13 protein-coding genes are annotated in these 16,964 nt (G+C 43.5%); 3 read left to right on the top strand and 10 right to left on the bottom strand.

What is annotated here, in order from left to right; translation table 11 throughout:
- Positions 1-137 precede the first annotated feature (137 nt).
- The 7 genes from MR041_RS11080 to MR041_RS11050 form a co-directional block, all read right to left on the bottom strand.
- Positions 138-953 carry an alpha/beta hydrolase gene (locus MR041_RS11080; RefSeq protein WP_242093892.1) on the bottom strand — a complete coding sequence of 272 codons (816 nt, stop codon included), beginning with the start codon at positions 951-953 and terminating at the stop codon, positions 138-140.
- Positions 954-1,052: 99 nt separating this feature from the next.
- Entirely contained in the window at positions 1,053-1,850 is a 798-nt protein-coding gene (locus MR041_RS11075) for a 3-keto-disaccharide hydrolase (RefSeq protein ID WP_242093890.1), read from the bottom strand.
- A 155-nt stretch (positions 1,851-2,005) separates the two neighbouring features.
- Complete coding sequence (locus MR041_RS11070) at positions 2,006-3,109, bottom strand: hypothetical protein (RefSeq protein WP_242093888.1); 1,104 nt, start codon at positions 3,107-3,109, stop codon at positions 2,006-2,008.
- A gap of 93 nt (positions 3,110-3,202) precedes the next feature.
- The gene (locus tag MR041_RS11065) at positions 3,203-4,513 is read right to left on the bottom strand and encodes a sulfatase-like hydrolase/transferase (protein WP_277926359.1); all 1,311 of its coding nucleotides are present in this window, start codon (positions 4,511-4,513) and stop codon (positions 3,203-3,205) included.
- Between the two features lie 278 nt (positions 4,514-4,791).
- Complete coding sequence (locus tag MR041_RS11060) at positions 4,792-6,627, bottom strand: phytoene desaturase family protein (protein ID WP_242093884.1); 1,836 nt, start codon at positions 6,625-6,627, stop codon at positions 4,792-4,794.
- 304 nt (positions 6,628-6,931) lie between these two features.
- The gene (locus tag MR041_RS11055; protein WP_242093882.1) at positions 6,932-7,624 is read right to left on the bottom strand and encodes a CPBP family intramembrane glutamic endopeptidase; all 693 of its coding nucleotides are present in this window, start codon (positions 7,622-7,624) and stop codon (positions 6,932-6,934) included.
- Between the two features lie 221 nt (positions 7,625-7,845).
- On the bottom strand, positions 7,846-9,300 hold the full coding sequence (locus tag MR041_RS11050) for a PAS domain-containing protein (protein ID WP_242093880.1): 1,455 nt from the start codon (positions 9,298-9,300) through the stop codon (positions 7,846-7,848).
- A 148-nt stretch (positions 9,301-9,448) separates the two neighbouring features.
- Here MR041_RS11050 and MR041_RS11045 point away from each other — a divergent pair, with 148 nt between their 5' ends.
- Positions 9,449-10,990, top strand: a complete 1,542-nt coding sequence (locus MR041_RS11045) for a thymidine phosphorylase family protein (RefSeq protein WP_242093878.1) — start codon at positions 9,449-9,451, stop codon at positions 10,988-10,990.
- A 134-nt stretch (positions 10,991-11,124) separates the two neighbouring features.
- Here the strand turns inward: MR041_RS11045 and MR041_RS11040 are convergent, their stop codons facing one another.
- Positions 11,125-11,574: a pyridoxamine 5'-phosphate oxidase family protein gene (locus MR041_RS11040; protein WP_242093876.1), complete on the bottom strand. Its 450-nt coding sequence runs from the start codon at positions 11,572-11,574 to the stop codon at positions 11,125-11,127.
- A 365-nt stretch (positions 11,575-11,939) separates the two neighbouring features.
- Between MR041_RS11040 and MR041_RS11035 the strand changes: the two genes are divergently transcribed.
- Together MR041_RS11035 and MR041_RS11030 are read left to right on the top strand one after the other, a co-directional pair.
- Positions 11,940-12,584, top strand: a complete 645-nt coding sequence (locus tag MR041_RS11035) for a dienelactone hydrolase family protein (protein WP_242093874.1) — start codon at positions 11,940-11,942, stop codon at positions 12,582-12,584.
- A 5-nt stretch (positions 12,585-12,589) separates the two neighbouring features.
- Positions 12,590-13,225 carry a phosphoribosyltransferase gene (locus MR041_RS11030; RefSeq protein WP_242093872.1) on the top strand — a complete coding sequence of 212 codons (636 nt, stop codon included), beginning with the start codon at positions 12,590-12,592 and terminating at the stop codon, positions 13,223-13,225.
- Positions 13,226-13,410: 185 nt separating this feature from the next.
- Here MR041_RS11030 and MR041_RS11025 read toward each other — a convergent pair whose 3' ends face one another.
- Positions 13,411-15,123 carry an FAD-dependent oxidoreductase gene (locus tag MR041_RS11025; protein ID WP_242093870.1) on the bottom strand — a complete coding sequence of 571 codons (1,713 nt, stop codon included), beginning with the start codon at positions 15,121-15,123 and terminating at the stop codon, positions 13,411-13,413.
- Between the two features lie 278 nt (positions 15,124-15,401).
- The gene (locus MR041_RS11020) at positions 15,402-16,961 is read right to left on the bottom strand and encodes a sulfatase family protein (protein WP_242093868.1); all 1,560 of its coding nucleotides are present in this window, start codon (positions 16,959-16,961) and stop codon (positions 15,402-15,404) included.
- Positions 16,962-16,964: the final 3 nt, after the last annotated feature.

Genomic DNA, 16,964 nt, shown 5'->3' with positions numbered 1-16,964 from the left:
TGGTTATTGTCTTTTTATCCAAACGCCGGGTTATGTTTTCAAGGATTGGATTAAATTAAGCGATTACCCTTATTCATTGTCATTCACCTGATTATAATATCTGTGGCTGACTTAAAAAAGCAGGCCCTTCATTGAACTTATTTCGACTCAAAAAAGGTATTGAAAAACAGGAGCTGATAGGTTAGGGCATTGCACCAGTAATCCGAATTATGCCGTCCGGGACGTTCAATATAATCATGCGGGATCCGCCTTTCTAAGAGGATCTCATGCAATCGTCTGTTCCCATCGTAAAAGAAATCTTCCGTACCACAATCAATTATCAGCTTCAAGTCCTTCCCATTCAGCAAATGCACCATATTGATCACCGTGTGTTTCTCCCAGTTTTCGGGGTATTCGGAATAGGCACCCAATCGTTTGTCCAGATCCCAGTTATTAGGGAATGGACGAAAATCGACCCCACCGCACATACTTCCCGCTGCCCCCCAGGTATCCTGGTGTTTAAATGCAAGATACAATGCACCATGTCCCCCCATACTGAGGCCGGCAATGGCACGACGGGATTTGTTTGGTATGGTATTATAAGCAGCATCCACAGCCGTCACCAGTTCTTTAGAAACATAGGTTTCGTATCGATAGGTTGGGTCTACAGGGCTATCGAAATACCAACTCGTATACCCCCCATCCGGGCATACGATAATCAAGTTATAGCTATCGGCAAAATCCACTAAGTTTGGGCAGTCATTAAGCCATGAACCGTAATTCCCCGTGGCGCCATGCAGCAAATACAATACGGAAAAACTTTGGTCCTGAGCGCCATAATTTTCCGGAAGTATCACCAGGTTCGGAATCGACTTGTTCATGGCTGCGCTCTGCACGGTAAGGGTATCCAACCGGGCGGCGAAGGCGAATGCGCACTGGAATAGCAATAAGAATAAGAGCAGTTTGCGTTTCATATCTGTTTCAATATTTAAGTTGATCAATGTGTCCTTCTGCCTTCATGGCACATTTGGACCTATCGTTTATGTTTAGTCTACGCGAAGGGCACGGCGACATCAGTCCATTGCTGTTTCCTTCAATCGTATGTTTCTAAGCTCAATCTTCATAGGCCGACCGGTATGAACCTGAACACCGATCCAGCCGTCAAGAGTCCGGTTAATGACATCATTGTCCGTAACCTCAGACATTAAAACACCATTGACATAGTGTTGCATCCGATGGCCCATTACAATCAAATGGCCCGTGTTCCAATCCTTGTGTTTAATAAAGGTATTAAGATAATCCGGATCTCCTAATAAGCCTGTTAGCTCAATACTCTGCCAGGCATTTCCCTTGATATTCGCATGTAAGGGTTCTGACCTGAGGGAATCCGGTGCTGAATGTACAAGGACTTTCTGTCCATGATAGGCCAGTGTCGTTCGCTTCTTCTCCTCATAATTCTGACCGGTATAATGGTTTTGTCCATCGATATCAAACTGGTAGCCGGATAAGGCATAGGGCAGGGTATCGATACGGACACTGCGGTAGTTTATACCGCTATTTCCCTCAGGGTTGATGCGGTATTCAAACTGCAATTCAAAATCTCCGGGCCTGCCACCTTGCCAAATAATGAAGGAATTATGCTGAGGTATCCGTTCCGGTACAATTTCACCGATCAGGATGCCATTCTCGACACGCCAAAAAGCAGGATCCCCTTCCCAGCCATTCAATGTCTTCCCGTCGAATATGGATTTAAACCCTTGTGCTTTCTCCACCTCATGATGCTCATGTTTTGCCTTGTTGCAGGCTATGGATACTACTGCAAGTAATAAGAACAGGTTGCGGGCACGGGTTAACCGAAAGTATTGCATCATTTGAAAGGAATTGGATGAACAATATATGAAAAAGCCGACTATCGCCAAACCTTATCTTCCTTAAAAAGGTGTAATGGTTTGTCGAGCAAAAGGGGGTTTACGATGGCAAGTACAATGGATTTCTACACGTTACTCTATTAACTGAATTGAATGAATTATTTAGGCTCCACTTTATATAATGCTTTCATAACCTCTATTTTCCGCGGATCCTGCAGCAGGGAGACGTCCGAAAACATCATAATCCCGCCGGAGGGCGGCGACATGCCTTGCTGCATCACTTCCCGAAATTCCTCCGGACTGACTGTTCCGGGACTGTTATGGGCCTGAACGATGGGCCAGATATCAGGTTTGTTATGAGGTCGCGTGAAATTGCATACCGAATCCAGCCAGGTCGTATAGTCACTGACCCAATGGACAGGTCGATCCGTCATATGATGAAATAACATGGGCGACAGCACATCTGCCACGTTGATGAAATCGTCTATAGCGATACCCAAAATGCGATGGAGGGCCGCATCATATTCCTCAGGATACCAGGCGCAATAAAACAGTCCTAATTTAGATTCCGGCTGTTTGCTCTTTACAATGTGTTTCAGATCCCTTATCCATTCCGTTAGAATGCTGCTGCGCCACGCGCGCCATTCCCTGTCGTGAAAGGACAAGATATAATTGGAAACATCGGCAGTCGTTTCACCTTGAAGTTCAATACGGTAGGTTTTTGAGAATATATCTGTACAGCGGGCACAGAAACAGGTTTCCGGTAGAATGGGGTCAGGGGTTTCGAATTGGGCGTGCCAGTGGAGATAGTCTAAAAAAACCCCATTGACTTTGAACCGGGTGAGCAGGTCTTTCAGATGCTGCTGTCTATCGGCTTTGAAATCTGGACAGGTTGGGCAAATGCCCATAAACCAGTCGGCAGGACCCGAGGCTTCCCCTTCAGCATCTATGGGCTGGCATTGCTTGTGGTTTTCCAGGAATTGACGCCCATTAAGCACCGGAAACTCCACGAAAACCTGGCAGCCCTGTTCGCGTGCTGTGCGGTACAGGGCATCATTCAGGGAATGACTTCTCACAAACAGGGCATTGACGCCCAGGGCCTCAAAGTTATAGCCGGCCTTCAATAAGCTGCCGGGATTACCATAGACCCCTTTGATAAAAGGCCCCTGTTTTTGCGTCCTGCCGGAGTGGCATCCGTTAAAACAAAAGATGAGCAGTAAAGCTGCTAAAACGCACTGCGCCTTAAGATGTCTTTTTTTCATAGGGTACTGCTTTAAAATATATGAAGGCTACTTTTTGCATTAGAATCCTCCTTGAGTTGTCTTGAAACTGAAACTGCTTGGGATATCGTCAATTTAATTTCTGGTCGTTGTCTTTTCATTTACTGTCACCCTGCCTAACATCTTTTTGTCAAGTGCTTGAAAGGCGGTTTTCAATTGATCGAACTTATTTTTTTTCAAATGCTTTAGGTCCTGCTTTTCAGAAGGATCCTCTTTAAGGTTGAATAGAAACTTACCTTCTGAATTTGAAAGGTATTTCCAGTCCCCTTTGCGATAGGCATTTTCTTCGCCTTCGGTATTCAGTAATCCGTATCTCCAGTAGAACTCACGGGGCTTAATTTCCTTGTTTCCCTTTAAATGATCTGTTAAATCCATTCCATCTAATCTAAGACCTTTCGGTATATTGGCCTGTCCTATTCTTAGAATTGTTGCCGTCCAGTCCATTGTTATAATGGGTTGCTCACTAACACGTCCTTCATCCACAACGCCTGGCCAACGCAGGCCGGCCGGAATTTTGATCCCCCCTTCATAAAGACTTAATTTTTGACCTCGTAAAGTTCCCATATCTGAATAGGTCTCCCCGCCATTGTCACTCGTGAAAATCACAATCGTATTATGCGACAATCCGTGGGTATCTAAGGTCTTTAGTATTCTACCCACATTCCAATCCAGGTTTCTCATCATATTGGCAAAGATATCAGGACTGCCACCTTCCTGAAACCCTTGCCACGTGCTGTCGAAAGGGTGCGGTCCATCTCCGGGTTGCTGCCAGGGCCAATGGGGCGCGTTGAATTGAAGACTTATAAAAAAGGGTTTATCAAGGTTCTTTTCAATGTATGCAATGGTATGATCTGCAATACGATCGGTGAGATAACCATCGTCTTCAATTGGCCTGTTATTTTCATACAGCTGGTGAAGGCCATTGATACTCTGATGGTCAATATAGTCTGCAGCACCCCCCGTAATACCATAAAAATAGTCAAAACCATGGGCATTGGGTAATGCCTCGGGTATGGATCCCAAATCCCATTTGCCGAAAAGAGCAGTACGATATCCGGCCGCTTTCATCATAGAGCTCAGGGTAGGTATGTGTGATGACAACCCGAGATGTTTGTCTTCGAACTCATCTAAAGGCTCTTTCAGCCCTATTTCGTTCCTTGCAGGGTATTTGCCAGTCATTAAAGCAACCCGGGTAGGCGTACAAACCGGGGCAGCAGCATAGGCCTGGTTAAATTTGATGCCGCCTTTGATAAGCCCATCAATATGGGGTGTGGTATATTCGGTTCGTCCATAACTGCTTAAGTCTCCATAACCCAAATCGTCTGCCATAATGAAAATGATATTTGGACGAGCTTCGGGGGACTCCCTTTGAGAGCAAGACGTCATTCCGCAGAAACTAACAACAATACAAGAGATAATGCCTATGGGTATTCTCATATTACCAAAATACAAAAAAACCGTACATACCTAAACAAGCGCAATATGATTGATTTTGGTTTCGATTTCTTAAAACCGATGCTGGTGCGGGGAGGCCATTTCAAAGCGGGATGGTAGATCCCATTGTATGAATTTTGTTGGACTGAAAGCTGAACAGTTTCATTCCATAATCCATCTTAAAAACAACGGATAATCCAACTTATAGTAGGTTTTTGTCTTTCTTTATACTACCCCATAGGGCCATATACAATAGCGGCATCACCAGTATCTATAAGTTCACAACTTTTAGAGAAGCTGCTCCCATCCGTTTTAATTTGAAATTTTAAGTTCTTTTCCTTACCATTAGAATCTATCGGAAGCCAACGATAAGGGAGGTCCAGTTCAGTTGCTTTCGGGTTTATGATTTCGAGAATAGCATAATCACCGTTTCGATTTTCAAAACCAGATGGTTTGCTAAATGATAATTCGAGAATGTTATCATCTATTGATTTACTGTCTATGAGCTGTACAACTCTGTCATCAAGGTATTTCTTATCATCACATTCTGACCAGATTTTATCTTGATTCATTTGCAATGCAGCCAAAAATCCGCCTTGAATTGAACCTTCAAAACCACCTCCCGGGAAAGCCCATGCTGATGCAAAGTACAGGTTAGGGATCAAGAAATTGTTTCTAAATCGCTTACCTGCTATTTGGTCTTTCGTTTGGGCGTAACCATAAACCGAACCACTTGGATTCGATGTAAAGTCTTTAATGGTTTTGGATGTAGCCACTTCATAGTATTCGATGCTATTTCGAATTCCCGGATATTGCTTCTCTAATCGGTCTATTAAAACTTGCGCTATTTCTTCTTTTTTCGCCTTGTAGTCTTCATTATTTAAATTTTCCCAATCTTCAATATAATCAATAGCACAAATTACACCTTCAGATTTATGAGGAGGTGCCAATCCGGCATCCACCTTATTATAGTCTACAAAAATAAATCTGCGTTTGGACCAATCACCATGGTGGTTATTTTTAATATCTTTTATAGTCGTTACACCATCGCCTCGAAAAACATTTGAATAGTATTTAACACCAAACTTTTCTACATCCGTATTGAAACCAAGATACATACACAAGAGTGAACAGGAATTGGTTTTTAAACTGATTTTTTGTTGAAGTTGAGTCGAATAAGGGGCATCCAACATCGACGGCACCAATGGAATGGCACAATTGGCTATAACATTATCACATAAAATAGTCCTGGATCCTGAATTTCCATTAAAACTATCGCGGAATGTAACTCCAGTTGCTTTGCCATTATGCGTAATGATTTTCTCTACTCTTTTACCTAATATAACACTACCACCATTCTTTTCGATGTAAGACGCAAGATAATTGGAAAGCTGTTGTGATCCGCCTTTTATAAAGTGTCCACCATTCTCAATAAACCCTGAAAATGGTAGAGCAAAGTAAAACATGGATAGTGTATAGGGATCATCACCCCAATACACAATATGTGCTACGAGATCTAATTTTGCATTTTCATTGGTGATGTACTTATCTAACCAGGATCCAACGGTATGTTTAGTTGCCTCGACGAGATTGGGATAAAGCAAGGGCATCAATGGATAAATCAATTTTTGTTTTAAAGGTGAGCGGGGTAGGCTGATGGCTTCCTTTCGCGTTCCTGCAATCAACTTCATAAAACGTTTGATACCTTTTTCATCTTCAGGATATTTGTCTATCAGTGCTTTAGTCGCAGCTTTGAATCCATGTGGCATTACAAAATCTGATTTATCAGAAACCACGCCGTAAAATTCAGGGACCTTTTTAAATTGAACCTGTTTATCCACATCCAGCATTTTAAAGATTTTCGTAATTGATCCATTTTCGGTTAGTCCACTCATTTCATGCAAACCAACTTCTACAATGAAATCGCCACGCTTAAATGTCGTTGCACAACCGCCCGGCTTGTGGTGCTGCTCCAATAAAAGAACTTTCTTGCCAAATTTTGCGAGTGTTGCTCCTGCAGTCAGTCCTGCCAGTCCGCCTCCTATAATGATCGTATTGTATTTCATGATAAAAAATAAGTATAGTTATTTGATAATTAAATAGTTAAAACAGATGTGAAATTAAGAATTATAAATCCCATAAATAATGATACGCATCAGTTTTCCTTGTTTTAATGAAAAAAGGTTTCGAAGCTGCATTTGATCTTTAAACAATGGATAATTAAAAATTAAGAATGGCAATTTCCGCCAATAGAACCTGCCTTTATTTTCCCGGATGAGACGTTCCAGTGCTTCGCAAAAAGTAGTGTAAAAATGAATATAAAAGCCTAGAAACTGAAATCAACAGCAACCAAAGCTGTGATATGAGTTTTTATTGCTCAGGATATGTAAAAAGTAAAATTGCAACTTGAATACCGTCATAAAGCACATGAGCATATACAAGAGGCATTAATCGTTTCTTTTTCAAAAAGAAATAACCGCTAACTAAACCTTTAATTCCAACGGAAACAATTCCGTAGGACCCTTGATTCCAATGCGCTAAACCAATAATGAGCGCAGAAATGAAAATAACCAAAATTGACCAGTACAATTTTTCAGACCATTTCCATAAACTTGTTAAGATAAAAACCCTAATTAATTCTTCATAAAGCCCAATTCCTATCCATAATACCGGACCAAACCAAACAATCAACAGTATAGGGTTTTCTCTCAAATCCAGCATTAATCCCAATAATTCCATGTTTGGACTGAAATGGAGTATATGCGATAAAGTCAATCTTGCCAAAAAGAAGACCATGAAATACACCAAAGTTAGAAGCAGTCCCCAAGCAATATCCGAAAACCACTTTCCTTCACCTGAGTTAAAATCAACGAGCCTTTCTTTGAGAAAAAACGTTTTGAGTACTGATAGAATAACGATACTCAGTCCGCCAAATAATAAAGGATACAGTATGAGTTCAGTACCTGCAAATCCTGTGGATTGATGATTCCTGAACCAAATCATTAGTCCAAAGGGAATGAATACAATTAGGGATAGGGCTATTATTGATTTTAATCTATTCATTTTTTGTTTTTTCTACACAAAGTTTCCAACAGCTTAAATTTACTTCCAATTCGCTATGGCTGATATGCCTTGTTGTACGCCGAACGTTTATAGTTTCAGTTCTGATCAATGGCTCATCTTATCAAAATACAAAAAACCTTACACAATTAAATACCATATTGTAGCCCAAGGTTGTCGGAGCATTCAAAACAAGGGAAAGCTAAGCTATGAATTCGAATGCTTTAAGATTTTTCACTTTGCTGTTTTGATTTCTTAAAACCGATGATGGTGCGGGAGGCCATATCCTTTTTTTTCAATTCGGCCTCCAGTTTTTTATACCTGCTGATGTCTTTCATGGTTACCACAACAGCAACTATGGCATTCTCATGATTCCAAATGGGTCGGCCGCTCAGGAGTACCCGGCGCTTTTTATTGGTCTCATAATCTCTGAGCAGTACATCGACATCATCGGTGACTTCACCCAGCAAGGCCCGTTCTGCGGGAAGATTTTGAGCCGGGAAAGGGGTTTCGCCATCGGGATAAAGCACCTCGAAATGGTCTGAGAAATTCATGGATATTTCGGTGTCCTCTTGAATTCCAAAAAACAGGTTGGCATTGTGATTGGCCAATACCACCTGTTTTTCTGCGTTAGCTACAATAACACCATCACTGATGTTTTCAAGAATCATATTTAATTTTTGCCGGCTCTCAAAGAGCATGTTCCTTTCCTTCTCTTCTTTTTCCTTTAGCATGAGCTGTGCCGTAACATCCCTGACAATGGCGTAAAGGGTTCCGGTACAGACATCGGCCGTAGCATTCCAGGAGAGCCATTTTATGGAACCGTCCTTACAGACCCATCGATTTATAAAATTGATCAGGTCAGTGCCTTTTTCAAGCTTTTCGATTTCCTTTTTGGTGGCCGCGGTATCATCGGCATGAATGAAATCGGTAAATGGTTTCGCCAGTAGTTCGGCATCACTGTAACCCAGAAGTTTGCTTAATGAGGGATTTACTTTTATGAACTTTTCTTTCGAGGCGATCACCAGGCTGTCTACGGAAAGATTAAAGAAGGTATCGGCCGCCTTAAGGGACTGTTCGATCTTTTTTCTTTCGGTGATGTCGGTAGAGATATTTCCAATGGCATAAGCCCTGCCGGAATTGTCAAACAAGGGAAACTTAACGGACAGGTAGATGTGTGTACCATCAGCCTGTTCGAAGGTTTCCTCTACCTGAATCTCCCTGCCGGTCTTTAAGGCATCCAGGTCTGTACTTCGATACCTGTCGGCCGTCTCCTTATCCAGCACATCATGATTGGTCTTCCCGATCAGATCCTCCGTCTTCTCCCGGAACAACATTTGGTATTGTGTATTGACCAAAAGGTATTCGCCATTCAATTTCTTTACGGAAATGGGGTTGGGGGTGTTATCGATGATGGATTGCAACAGGGTCTGACTCTGCAGTAATTCCTGTGCATAGGTCGTATTGGCCTTCTGCTGGGCCTTTAGGATAACATAAACGACCGTCAGCATGCCTAAGGACAATACAATGAGTGCCAAAAGGATCCAGTCCCAGAGTACGGCATCACCGGATTGGGGCATCTGCTTCCAGTAAATGAGTCCCAATGCGAACACAACCATGAGGTTGATAATATACCCAAGTACAATCTTCTTCTCGTATGAAATTTTAACTAAAGCCATGATTACAATAAAATCAAGATCTCTACTGTGAGGTGTCCCCCGTGGATCATCTCGAGTATAAATAAATGTATTGAATTTCGGATACAGGCAAAATGATATATATCATTCCATAATTTGAATGGATAGCCTACCATTGTATAGGCCTACAATGGTCGTCATAAAAGAAAACAGACTGAATACGGGTACCATGACAAAACTTCCGGATTTGTTGAAATACAAGCATTTGGGCATTTTCACCCAAAATGACAATGTGGTGTTCCTGAAGAAGGACAGTGAGGTGTGTATTTCGGAGGGATTCGAAGCACTGACACGTGTCAGGGTATCCACACCAACACGCTCCATTGTTGCCAGTCTGAATGTGGTAACCTCGGATATGTTGCTCCCCAATGAAATAGGCCTGTCCAATACCGCGGCAGAGATGCTCAATGTGAGCGATGGTGATATGTTAACCGTTTCACATTTGGAACCCATCAACTCCCTGAACCATTTAAGGGCAAAGATCTACAACAAGACCTTGGACTATCATGCTTATCAGCACATTATAAACGATATTGTACGCGGTGATTATTCCAATATTCACCTGTCTGCATTTATTACGGCTTGCGCCGGGGAACGCATGGATGTCGATGAAATTTCAAGTTTAACAAAGGCTATGGTAGCCTCCGGGATCAGGCTGAACTGGCATAAGCCTATGGTCATGGACAAGCATTCCATCGGTGGCTTACCGGGAAACAGGACCACCCCGATCGTGGTTGCCATTATAACGGCCTTCGGGCTGACCATGCCGAAGACCTCTTCGAGAGCCATAACATCCTCGGCGGGGACAGCCGATACCATGGAAGTACTGACCAATGTTTCCCTCTCACCGGAACAACTGCAGAAGGTGGTCGAGAAGGAGGGAGGCTGCTTTGTCTGGGGGGATGCAGCCCGTTTAAGTCCGGCGGATGCTATTCTAATCAAGGTGGAGAAAGCCCTGGACATTGATTCCGAGGGGCAGCTTATTGCATCGGTGCTTTCAAAGAAGGCTGCAGCCGGTGCAACCCATGTCATTATTGACATGCCTGTGGGCGAAACGGCTAAGGTAAGAAGCAGTAAAACAGCTGAACTCCTTAAATCGCACATTGAAGTGGTGAGCAAGGCCATCGGACTCAACACAAGGGTGATCCTTACGGATGGTTCCCAGCCGGTTGGCAATGGCATTGGTCCGGTATTGGAGGCCATGGATATATTGCGCATTTTAAGGAGTGATGCCGATGCAGCGGTCGATCTCAGAGAACGTGCACTCCTACTTGCCGGAGCACTTTTGGAATTATCAGGAAAGGTGGCCAGGGGACATGGCATACAAACGGCTACCGACATTCTGGACTCCGGAAAAGCGCTGAACAAGTTCATGGCCATTTGTAAAGCACAGGGACGGTTTACGGAACCTGTTATTAACAGTCATTTTCATAAGGTACATGCAGAGAAAGACGGTACCTTAATACGGATTGACAACAGAAAAATGGCGAGACTGGCCAAGTTATCCGGTGCCCCCGAGCTCAAGGCATCCGGTATACTGCTCCATGTGCATTTGGGAAATACCATAAGCAAAGGACAACTTTTGTATACCATCTATGCTGAAGCGGAAGGCGAACTCAGGTATGCCCTGAATTATATGAGATCGCATCAGGATATATTGACCATATTATAATTGGAAGGCTATCGTCTCCAGTCATCTTCACGGGAACATAATAGCATAAAGGAGCGCTTCAATGGAATGCATACGGAAATAACCGGGATGATTACCAACCCGAGATGACACCTGTTTACCGGCAGAAGTGCCCATCATTTTTTTTCATAGCGTCCGGTCTTTTCAGAGAGTTTTACCCTGTAGACCACGCCCTGCATGGCTTCTATACTTTTGGCATGGGAGTCGGTAATGGCATGTTGTACCGTTGTTTCTCCCGTGGTATACGGCATGATACGATCCCATAGCTTTTTCATGCCCATGATACGATCTTCAGGATCCTGTAATTCTTCAAATGTCCCCCAGGAAATGACGCTTCTCCAGTTGCTCATGTTTTCCATGACGTCCAGCTGAAAACAGACCTTGGGATTTTTTCGCATCATATCAATTTTCATACCCTCCCTGGTATGTCCATAGATATACGTGCCGTCATAGGCATAGGTTATGGGTACCACATAGGTAATGCCGTCTGCATGGCAACCGAGTCGCCCGATTAGCTGCGCATAAAGTAACTGTTCTATCTGGTTTGCTGTTAACTCACCTAACATTGCTGTCTATTTAAAATTGGACATACAAAATAAGAAGTTGACTTAAAAAATGAAATGATATATGTCATGTGTGGGTGCGCTTTTCAAAGCCATTCTTTTGGACACATTCGGGGCGTTTGGATTTTTAAGGGTTCCCGTCAGGCGATGAACGATTTGAATAATGTATGAACATTTGGGTAAGGCCCTGACATTTCACAGGCCTGACTTTTTTCGGGGGATTGACCAATATCATTTCAGGTCCCGATGCGTTGGAGTATCTTAGGAACTGATGAGAAACCCAAAGTAGTGATGGGTGAAAGACGAGATAGTGCCTCGGTGATTGTGAATATCCCGAGCGCCTTTTTTAAACCGTAAAGCATAATAAAATGAAAACACTAAGCACCTATGAGCGTATTGGTATCCCTGTAGATGATGTGCTTTTGAGAGGGCGTTTAAGAGTGGCTGAAAACCCAAAAGGAGTGGTGATCTTCTCTCATGGAAGTGGCAGTGGCCGATTGAGCAGCAGAAACAATTATGTGGCCGAGTACCTCCAAATGAACGGATTCGCTTCCTTGCTTTTCGATCTGTTGACCGAAAACGAGGATCGTCATTATGAAAACCGATTTGATATACCGCTGCTGTCACATCGCCTGGTAAAAACAACCCAGTGGGTGTTTAAACATAAACCATTGGCCGATCTGCCCATTGGCTATTTTGGTGCCAGCACCGGTGCGGCTTCAGCCTTGTTTGCGGCCAGTCGGCTTAAGGACCGTATAAGTGCCCTTGTGTCCAGGGGAGGTCGACCTGATCTGGCCATGTCCGTTTTGGATAGCATAGAGGTGCCCACACTTCTAATTGTCGGTGGGGATGATCACCCGGTGATCACCTTAAATCATCAGGCCTTTGAGGAACTCGCTGGCATTAAAAAACTCGAGATTATAGAAGGGGCGACACATTTGTTCGGTGAACCGGGAAAACTGGAAAAGGTCGCTGAACTCGCAACCCTTTGGTTTAATGACTATTTAAAATAAGAACCATGTATAAGGATAGAATAGAGGCCGGTCGTTTACTGGCCAAAAAGTTAGAAAGTTACAGCAACACGGATGCGGTCATAGTGGCCATTCCCAGAGGAGGTGTACCCTTAGGGTACGAGATCAGTCAACTATTACAGCTGCCACTGGAAATCGTCCTTTCTAAAAAGATTGGGCATCCATTGCATAAGGAATATGCCATTGGAGCAGTCACTCTAAAAAGCAGTATTTTAAGTGATGCCGCCTCAGATATATCGCCATTGTACATCGAAGAGGAAATAAAACACATCAGAGCCCTGTTAAACAGGCGCTATGAGGATTATTATAACCATCGGAAGCCACTCCAATTAAAAGGAAAGATTTTAATCGTAGTGGATGATGGTATCGCCACGGGTAGTACCATGCTGTCTATTATTAATATGCTTCATGATGAAAAACCGGATAGCATTATAGTGGCCATACCCGTGGCGCCTTTTGATTCCATTAAAAAATTAAAGGCATCACCCTATGTGGATGAGGTGATCTGTCCCTTGGTGCCAGACTATTTTAGGGCGGTAGGTCAGTTTTATGCAGATTTTGAACAGGTCGATGATCTCGAGGTGAAGGAACTGTTGAATAAGTCGCTTAATCCCTCTGCCTGAGGGTTCGGAATTTCATGCGCAGGAAATGTAAATTCCATAGTCATGTTTTTTCGAATTCATGCTTATGTTTTCAGGATTTCCTGCGCATGTTTTTCAGCCCCTGTAAACACTGGTGCTGCGAGCGTTTTTTTGAATTTACTCAATTGATCTTTTGCCCTTTCGACAGGCATTATGGCAGGTAATGCTTATTCTAATATTTGGTGGTTATCGACCAATACGTTCCTTAACCTGGTATAGTCCAAATCCTGAACAGCCCGGGCGTCATCGAGCCCCATACATGCAATGATAGCCGAACTTTGGCCCAGGATCATGAAAACGGGTTCCATTCGGATGGATCCGAAAGCGATATGCGATGCGCTCAGGCACACCGGGACCACCAGATTGGAACATTCCTCTTTTTTGGGTACAATGGACCGGTAGCTTATGGGGAACGGTGACCTTACCGACGCTTCGACATTCCCTTCATTAGCCACAAAACCTCTGGAGTTGACATAACGCTTGATATGATGGGAATCCATACCATAGGCCGCCATACCAATGGGATCATTCACCGTTTCAATACCTTCACAGTTCTTCTGAGTCATCACGTGGGTACTCAGCATACGTCGCGCTTCTCTTATGTACAGTTGCTGTTGCCATCCGTCAGCACGTTCATATTCGTCTTTACAGGTGCCCCATTGTGACACCTTGTCCCTAACTTTTTTCGGAATTCGGGGGTGGTAGGCCAGGGTCCACATCAAGCCCTGCTGATAGCTGCGATGGCGTGCTGCAATACGTTCCCGTTCCGCATAGGAAGCCTCAGGATAGTCCCAGTTCTGACCTATAAAGTCGGTCGAAAATCCTTTTTGGTTGTTGGTGTCTGTCTTTCGGTTGGGCATCGCGGAGTTGATCCAGGGGACCAGCCGATCGCCATAGCTATACATGGCTTCTATGGGTCCCGTCGCCGCCTCATAATTGCGGAACAGCAGCTCATAGTCCAATGCATTGTAATCTTCCGGTTTCTGGAAAGGGATGCGATTTTCGGGATGATCGGTCAGGGTCATCCTGAAGCAGTAGGCCTGAATACCTTTGTCACCGGAGCCTTCAATACCCGGGCCACCTTCCGAAATAAAGGGTAGCAACCCACTTGTGGAGTCTCCTTTTACGATATAGGGATCGACGCCATCGATGAAATTATGATGCACGCTGTTGTGGGATAGGGTCCCCTTGAGTGTCTTACCATAAGGTTCCGCCTGAACCCCGTTTAAGGTTTCACCATAGACCGCATTCGATTCGCGGCCAACCGTGTAGGATACCCCTGCAGCTGCCATGAGGTCCCCTTCATAGCTGGCATCAATATACATCTTTCCCCGGTAAATTTCTCCGGTTTCCATGGTTATGGCGCTTATGGCCTTACCCTCTTTCCCGACTCCTGTTGTTCTGTTAAGCCTCTGGTTGTAGACAATGCTAATGTTGGGATCTTCAAGCATCCGATGAAACACCTTTAAAGCAGCCGAGGGTTCGAAGGTCCACATGGCGTCTTCGTTCGATGCAGAGCGTGTTTGTCCACCATCCTTATAGTCCGATTTGCTCTGCCAGACCCAATGGACAGGATCGTCGTAGTAGGCCTTGATCTGTCTGTAAAACTCCCTTGCTATGCCTCCGATGACCTGCTTGTTGCCAATATCGGTCTGTCCAAGGCCGCCGGTGGTGAGTCCTCCCAGCCGGTTTGTCGGTTCAATTAACAGGACCGTCTTGCCAAGTCGTGCCGTTTGAATGGCCGCGGCTATCCCGGCAGAAGTACCCCCGTAGACCACCACATCGGCAGCGTACTGCGTTTGGTCACTTTTACAGGCGCTGAACAGCGTAACCATTAAGGCCAGTAAGAATAACACCATTAAATGCTGTACTGATTTCATATAAATGTCTTGCTATGTGACGCTTTGCCAAAATGATTTTGTATAACCAACAGGATTAAACATATTAAAAAGGGTTATGAAATGGAGCTCATTAAAATTAATCAAATAAATGACAAGTCAGGGAGATTTTTAATTGTACTAAAATGATTTGGGTTGTATGAGTTATTTTAAAGTAAGGACTTCGATAAATAGCTCATAAAGATGAAGCGCCTGGATAAAAATATCTCAAGAGATGTACAATAAAAACAGTAGTTATGGATGAGACAACCAAAGTCCCTTCAATGCTTTGAGTATAAATGATCTTTTATTTTAAAAAGTACTGTATTATTCTTTGTAGAGCCACTACTGTTTTTAAAACGTTTCCATTTCAAGGTTGTTGTTCTTTGCCTGGCTTCCCTGATCTGCTTCTCCATCCAATCGTTTAGGTAAGTGTCATCTGTTCTGTTTTCAAATGCAGGAAGGACATAATCATTGGTCTCTCTCAAATGCACCATGAGTTTTTCCCTGAGTTCCACAAGCACCTCACGATACTTTGGATCATCGATCAGGTTGTTCATGGCATTCGGATCGTTGTCATAGTCGTAAAGTTCTTCAGTGGCGCGAAAGACCCAATGATCAAATCTTTTATGTATCATCGCGTCCTGCGCCGCCAGTTGTGTCATGACCTTATAGGATGCGTGGTAGTCTGCTGCAGATTTAAAAGGAAATTTTCCAGTAGCCCATGGGTTAAAAATATAACCATACCTAGTTCCGATGATTGTTCTTGATGGTCTTGGAATACCTCCTGCATTTTCATCAAATTGGGCATAAACATGAGCCTTGGATGCCATTTCACCACCAAATAACAACGAATGAAAGGATTGTCCGTAGTACGTGTTCGGTACCGAAATACCGGTCAGTTCCAGAATGGTTGGTGCAATATCAATTGTTGACACCAGATGTTCTGTATTTACAAGACCTTTTGAAATTTTGGCCGGCCAGCTGAATATAAGAGGTGTGCGAATGCCATTTTGATACAGAGATGATTTTGCAAAGGGGAATGGCATGCCATGATCTGATAGCAGGATTACAATGGTATTCTCTGAAAACCTACTCTCGTTGATCGTGTTTAAAACAGCTCCAACACAGTCGTCTCCTCTTCTTACAGAGTTGTAATAGTTCAAAAGTTCCTGTTTTATTTTTAGATGACTTGGAAGAAATTCCGGTGTCTCTATGTCCTTCAATGTGTATAATTTTGAAGGTTTGAAGTCATCAAATCCGCTCTTTTTGGATCCGGGATCATTGAAAAACGGTTTGTGGGGGTCAGCAATATTAACAACGCAGTAAAATGGCTTTCCGGACGGTTTGACACTACTCAAAAATCGATTGAGCATTTTTGAGTAAGCCTCTGCAGATCGTTTCTTTTTCCCATTAATTCCAATGCTTGCATCCCAGTACCTTTCGAAATCCGGACTTAAACTGGTGTCGGCCAATTTATTTATCACGCCTGTTATATATCCATTTTCCTTTAAAATTTCTGGAAGTGTATTTCCAACGGGTTCAACATAAAAGAAACCCCTCATACCACTTTGGTGAGGATACAGACTCGTCTGAATGACACTACGGGATGGTGAACAATTTGGAGCCTGAACATAGGCCTTTTGGAATAAAACACCTTCAGTTGCCAGTTTATCCATGTGCGGCGTTAAATCAGGTATGATACCGCCATTTACACCCGGAGAATCCCAGTTCATATCATCTAAAGTGATTAATAGGATATTGGGAGCCTTGCTTTGTCCACAAGTGAATGTGACAGAAACAATGGTCATGATGCCAATGATGAAAAGGTTTCTTATCATTTT

It is taken from the genome of Aestuariivivens sediminicola, from assembly GCF_022662015.1.
GTDB classification, from domain to species: Bacteria; Bacteroidota; Bacteroidia; order Flavobacteriales; family Flavobacteriaceae; genus Aestuariivivens; species Aestuariivivens sediminicola.
Note: the sequence above shows the minus strand (reverse complement) of the source record. Positions and strands in the feature narration are given on the sequence as shown.

Excerpts from the sequence above, each read along its gene's own strand:
- MR041_RS11080 (WP_242093892.1), bottom strand. The coding sequence starts at position 953 with ATGAAACGCAAACTGCTCTTATTCTTATTGCTATTCCAGTGCGCATTC.
- MR041_RS11075 (WP_242093890.1), bottom strand. The coding sequence starts at position 1,850 with ATGATGCAATACTTTCGGTTAACCCGTGCCCGCAACCTGTTCTTATTA.
- MR041_RS11070 (WP_242093888.1), bottom strand. The coding sequence starts at position 3,109 with ATGAAAAAAAGACATCTTAAGGCGCAGTGCGTTTTAGCAGCTTTACTG.
- MR041_RS11065 (WP_277926359.1), bottom strand. The coding sequence starts at position 4,513 with ATGACGTCTTGCTCTCAAAGGGAGTCCCCCGAAGCTCGTCCAAATATC.
- MR041_RS11060 (WP_242093884.1), bottom strand. The coding sequence starts at position 6,627 with ATGAAATACAATACGATCATTATAGGAGGCGGACTGGCAGGACTGACT.
- MR041_RS11055 (WP_242093882.1), bottom strand. The coding sequence starts at position 7,624 with ATGAATAGATTAAAATCAATAATAGCCCTATCCCTAATTGTATTCATT.
- MR041_RS11050 (WP_242093880.1), bottom strand. The coding sequence starts at position 9,300 with ATGGCTTTAGTTAAAATTTCATACGAGAAGAAGATTGTACTTGGGTAT.
- MR041_RS11045 (WP_242093878.1), top strand. The coding sequence starts at position 9,449 with ATGGTCGTCATAAAAGAAAACAGACTGAATACGGGTACCATGACAAAA.
- MR041_RS11040 (WP_242093876.1), bottom strand. The coding sequence starts at position 11,574 with ATGTTAGGTGAGTTAACAGCAAACCAGATAGAACAGTTACTTTATGCG.
- MR041_RS11035 (WP_242093874.1), top strand. The coding sequence starts at position 11,940 with ATGAAAACACTAAGCACCTATGAGCGTATTGGTATCCCTGTAGATGAT.
- MR041_RS11030 (WP_242093872.1), top strand. The coding sequence starts at position 12,590 with ATGTATAAGGATAGAATAGAGGCCGGTCGTTTACTGGCCAAAAAGTTA.
- MR041_RS11025 (WP_242093870.1), bottom strand. The coding sequence starts at position 15,123 with ATGAAATCAGTACAGCATTTAATGGTGTTATTCTTACTGGCCTTAATG.
- MR041_RS11020 (WP_242093868.1), bottom strand. The coding sequence starts at position 16,961 with ATGATAAGAAACCTTTTCATCATTGGCATCATGACCATTGTTTCTGTC.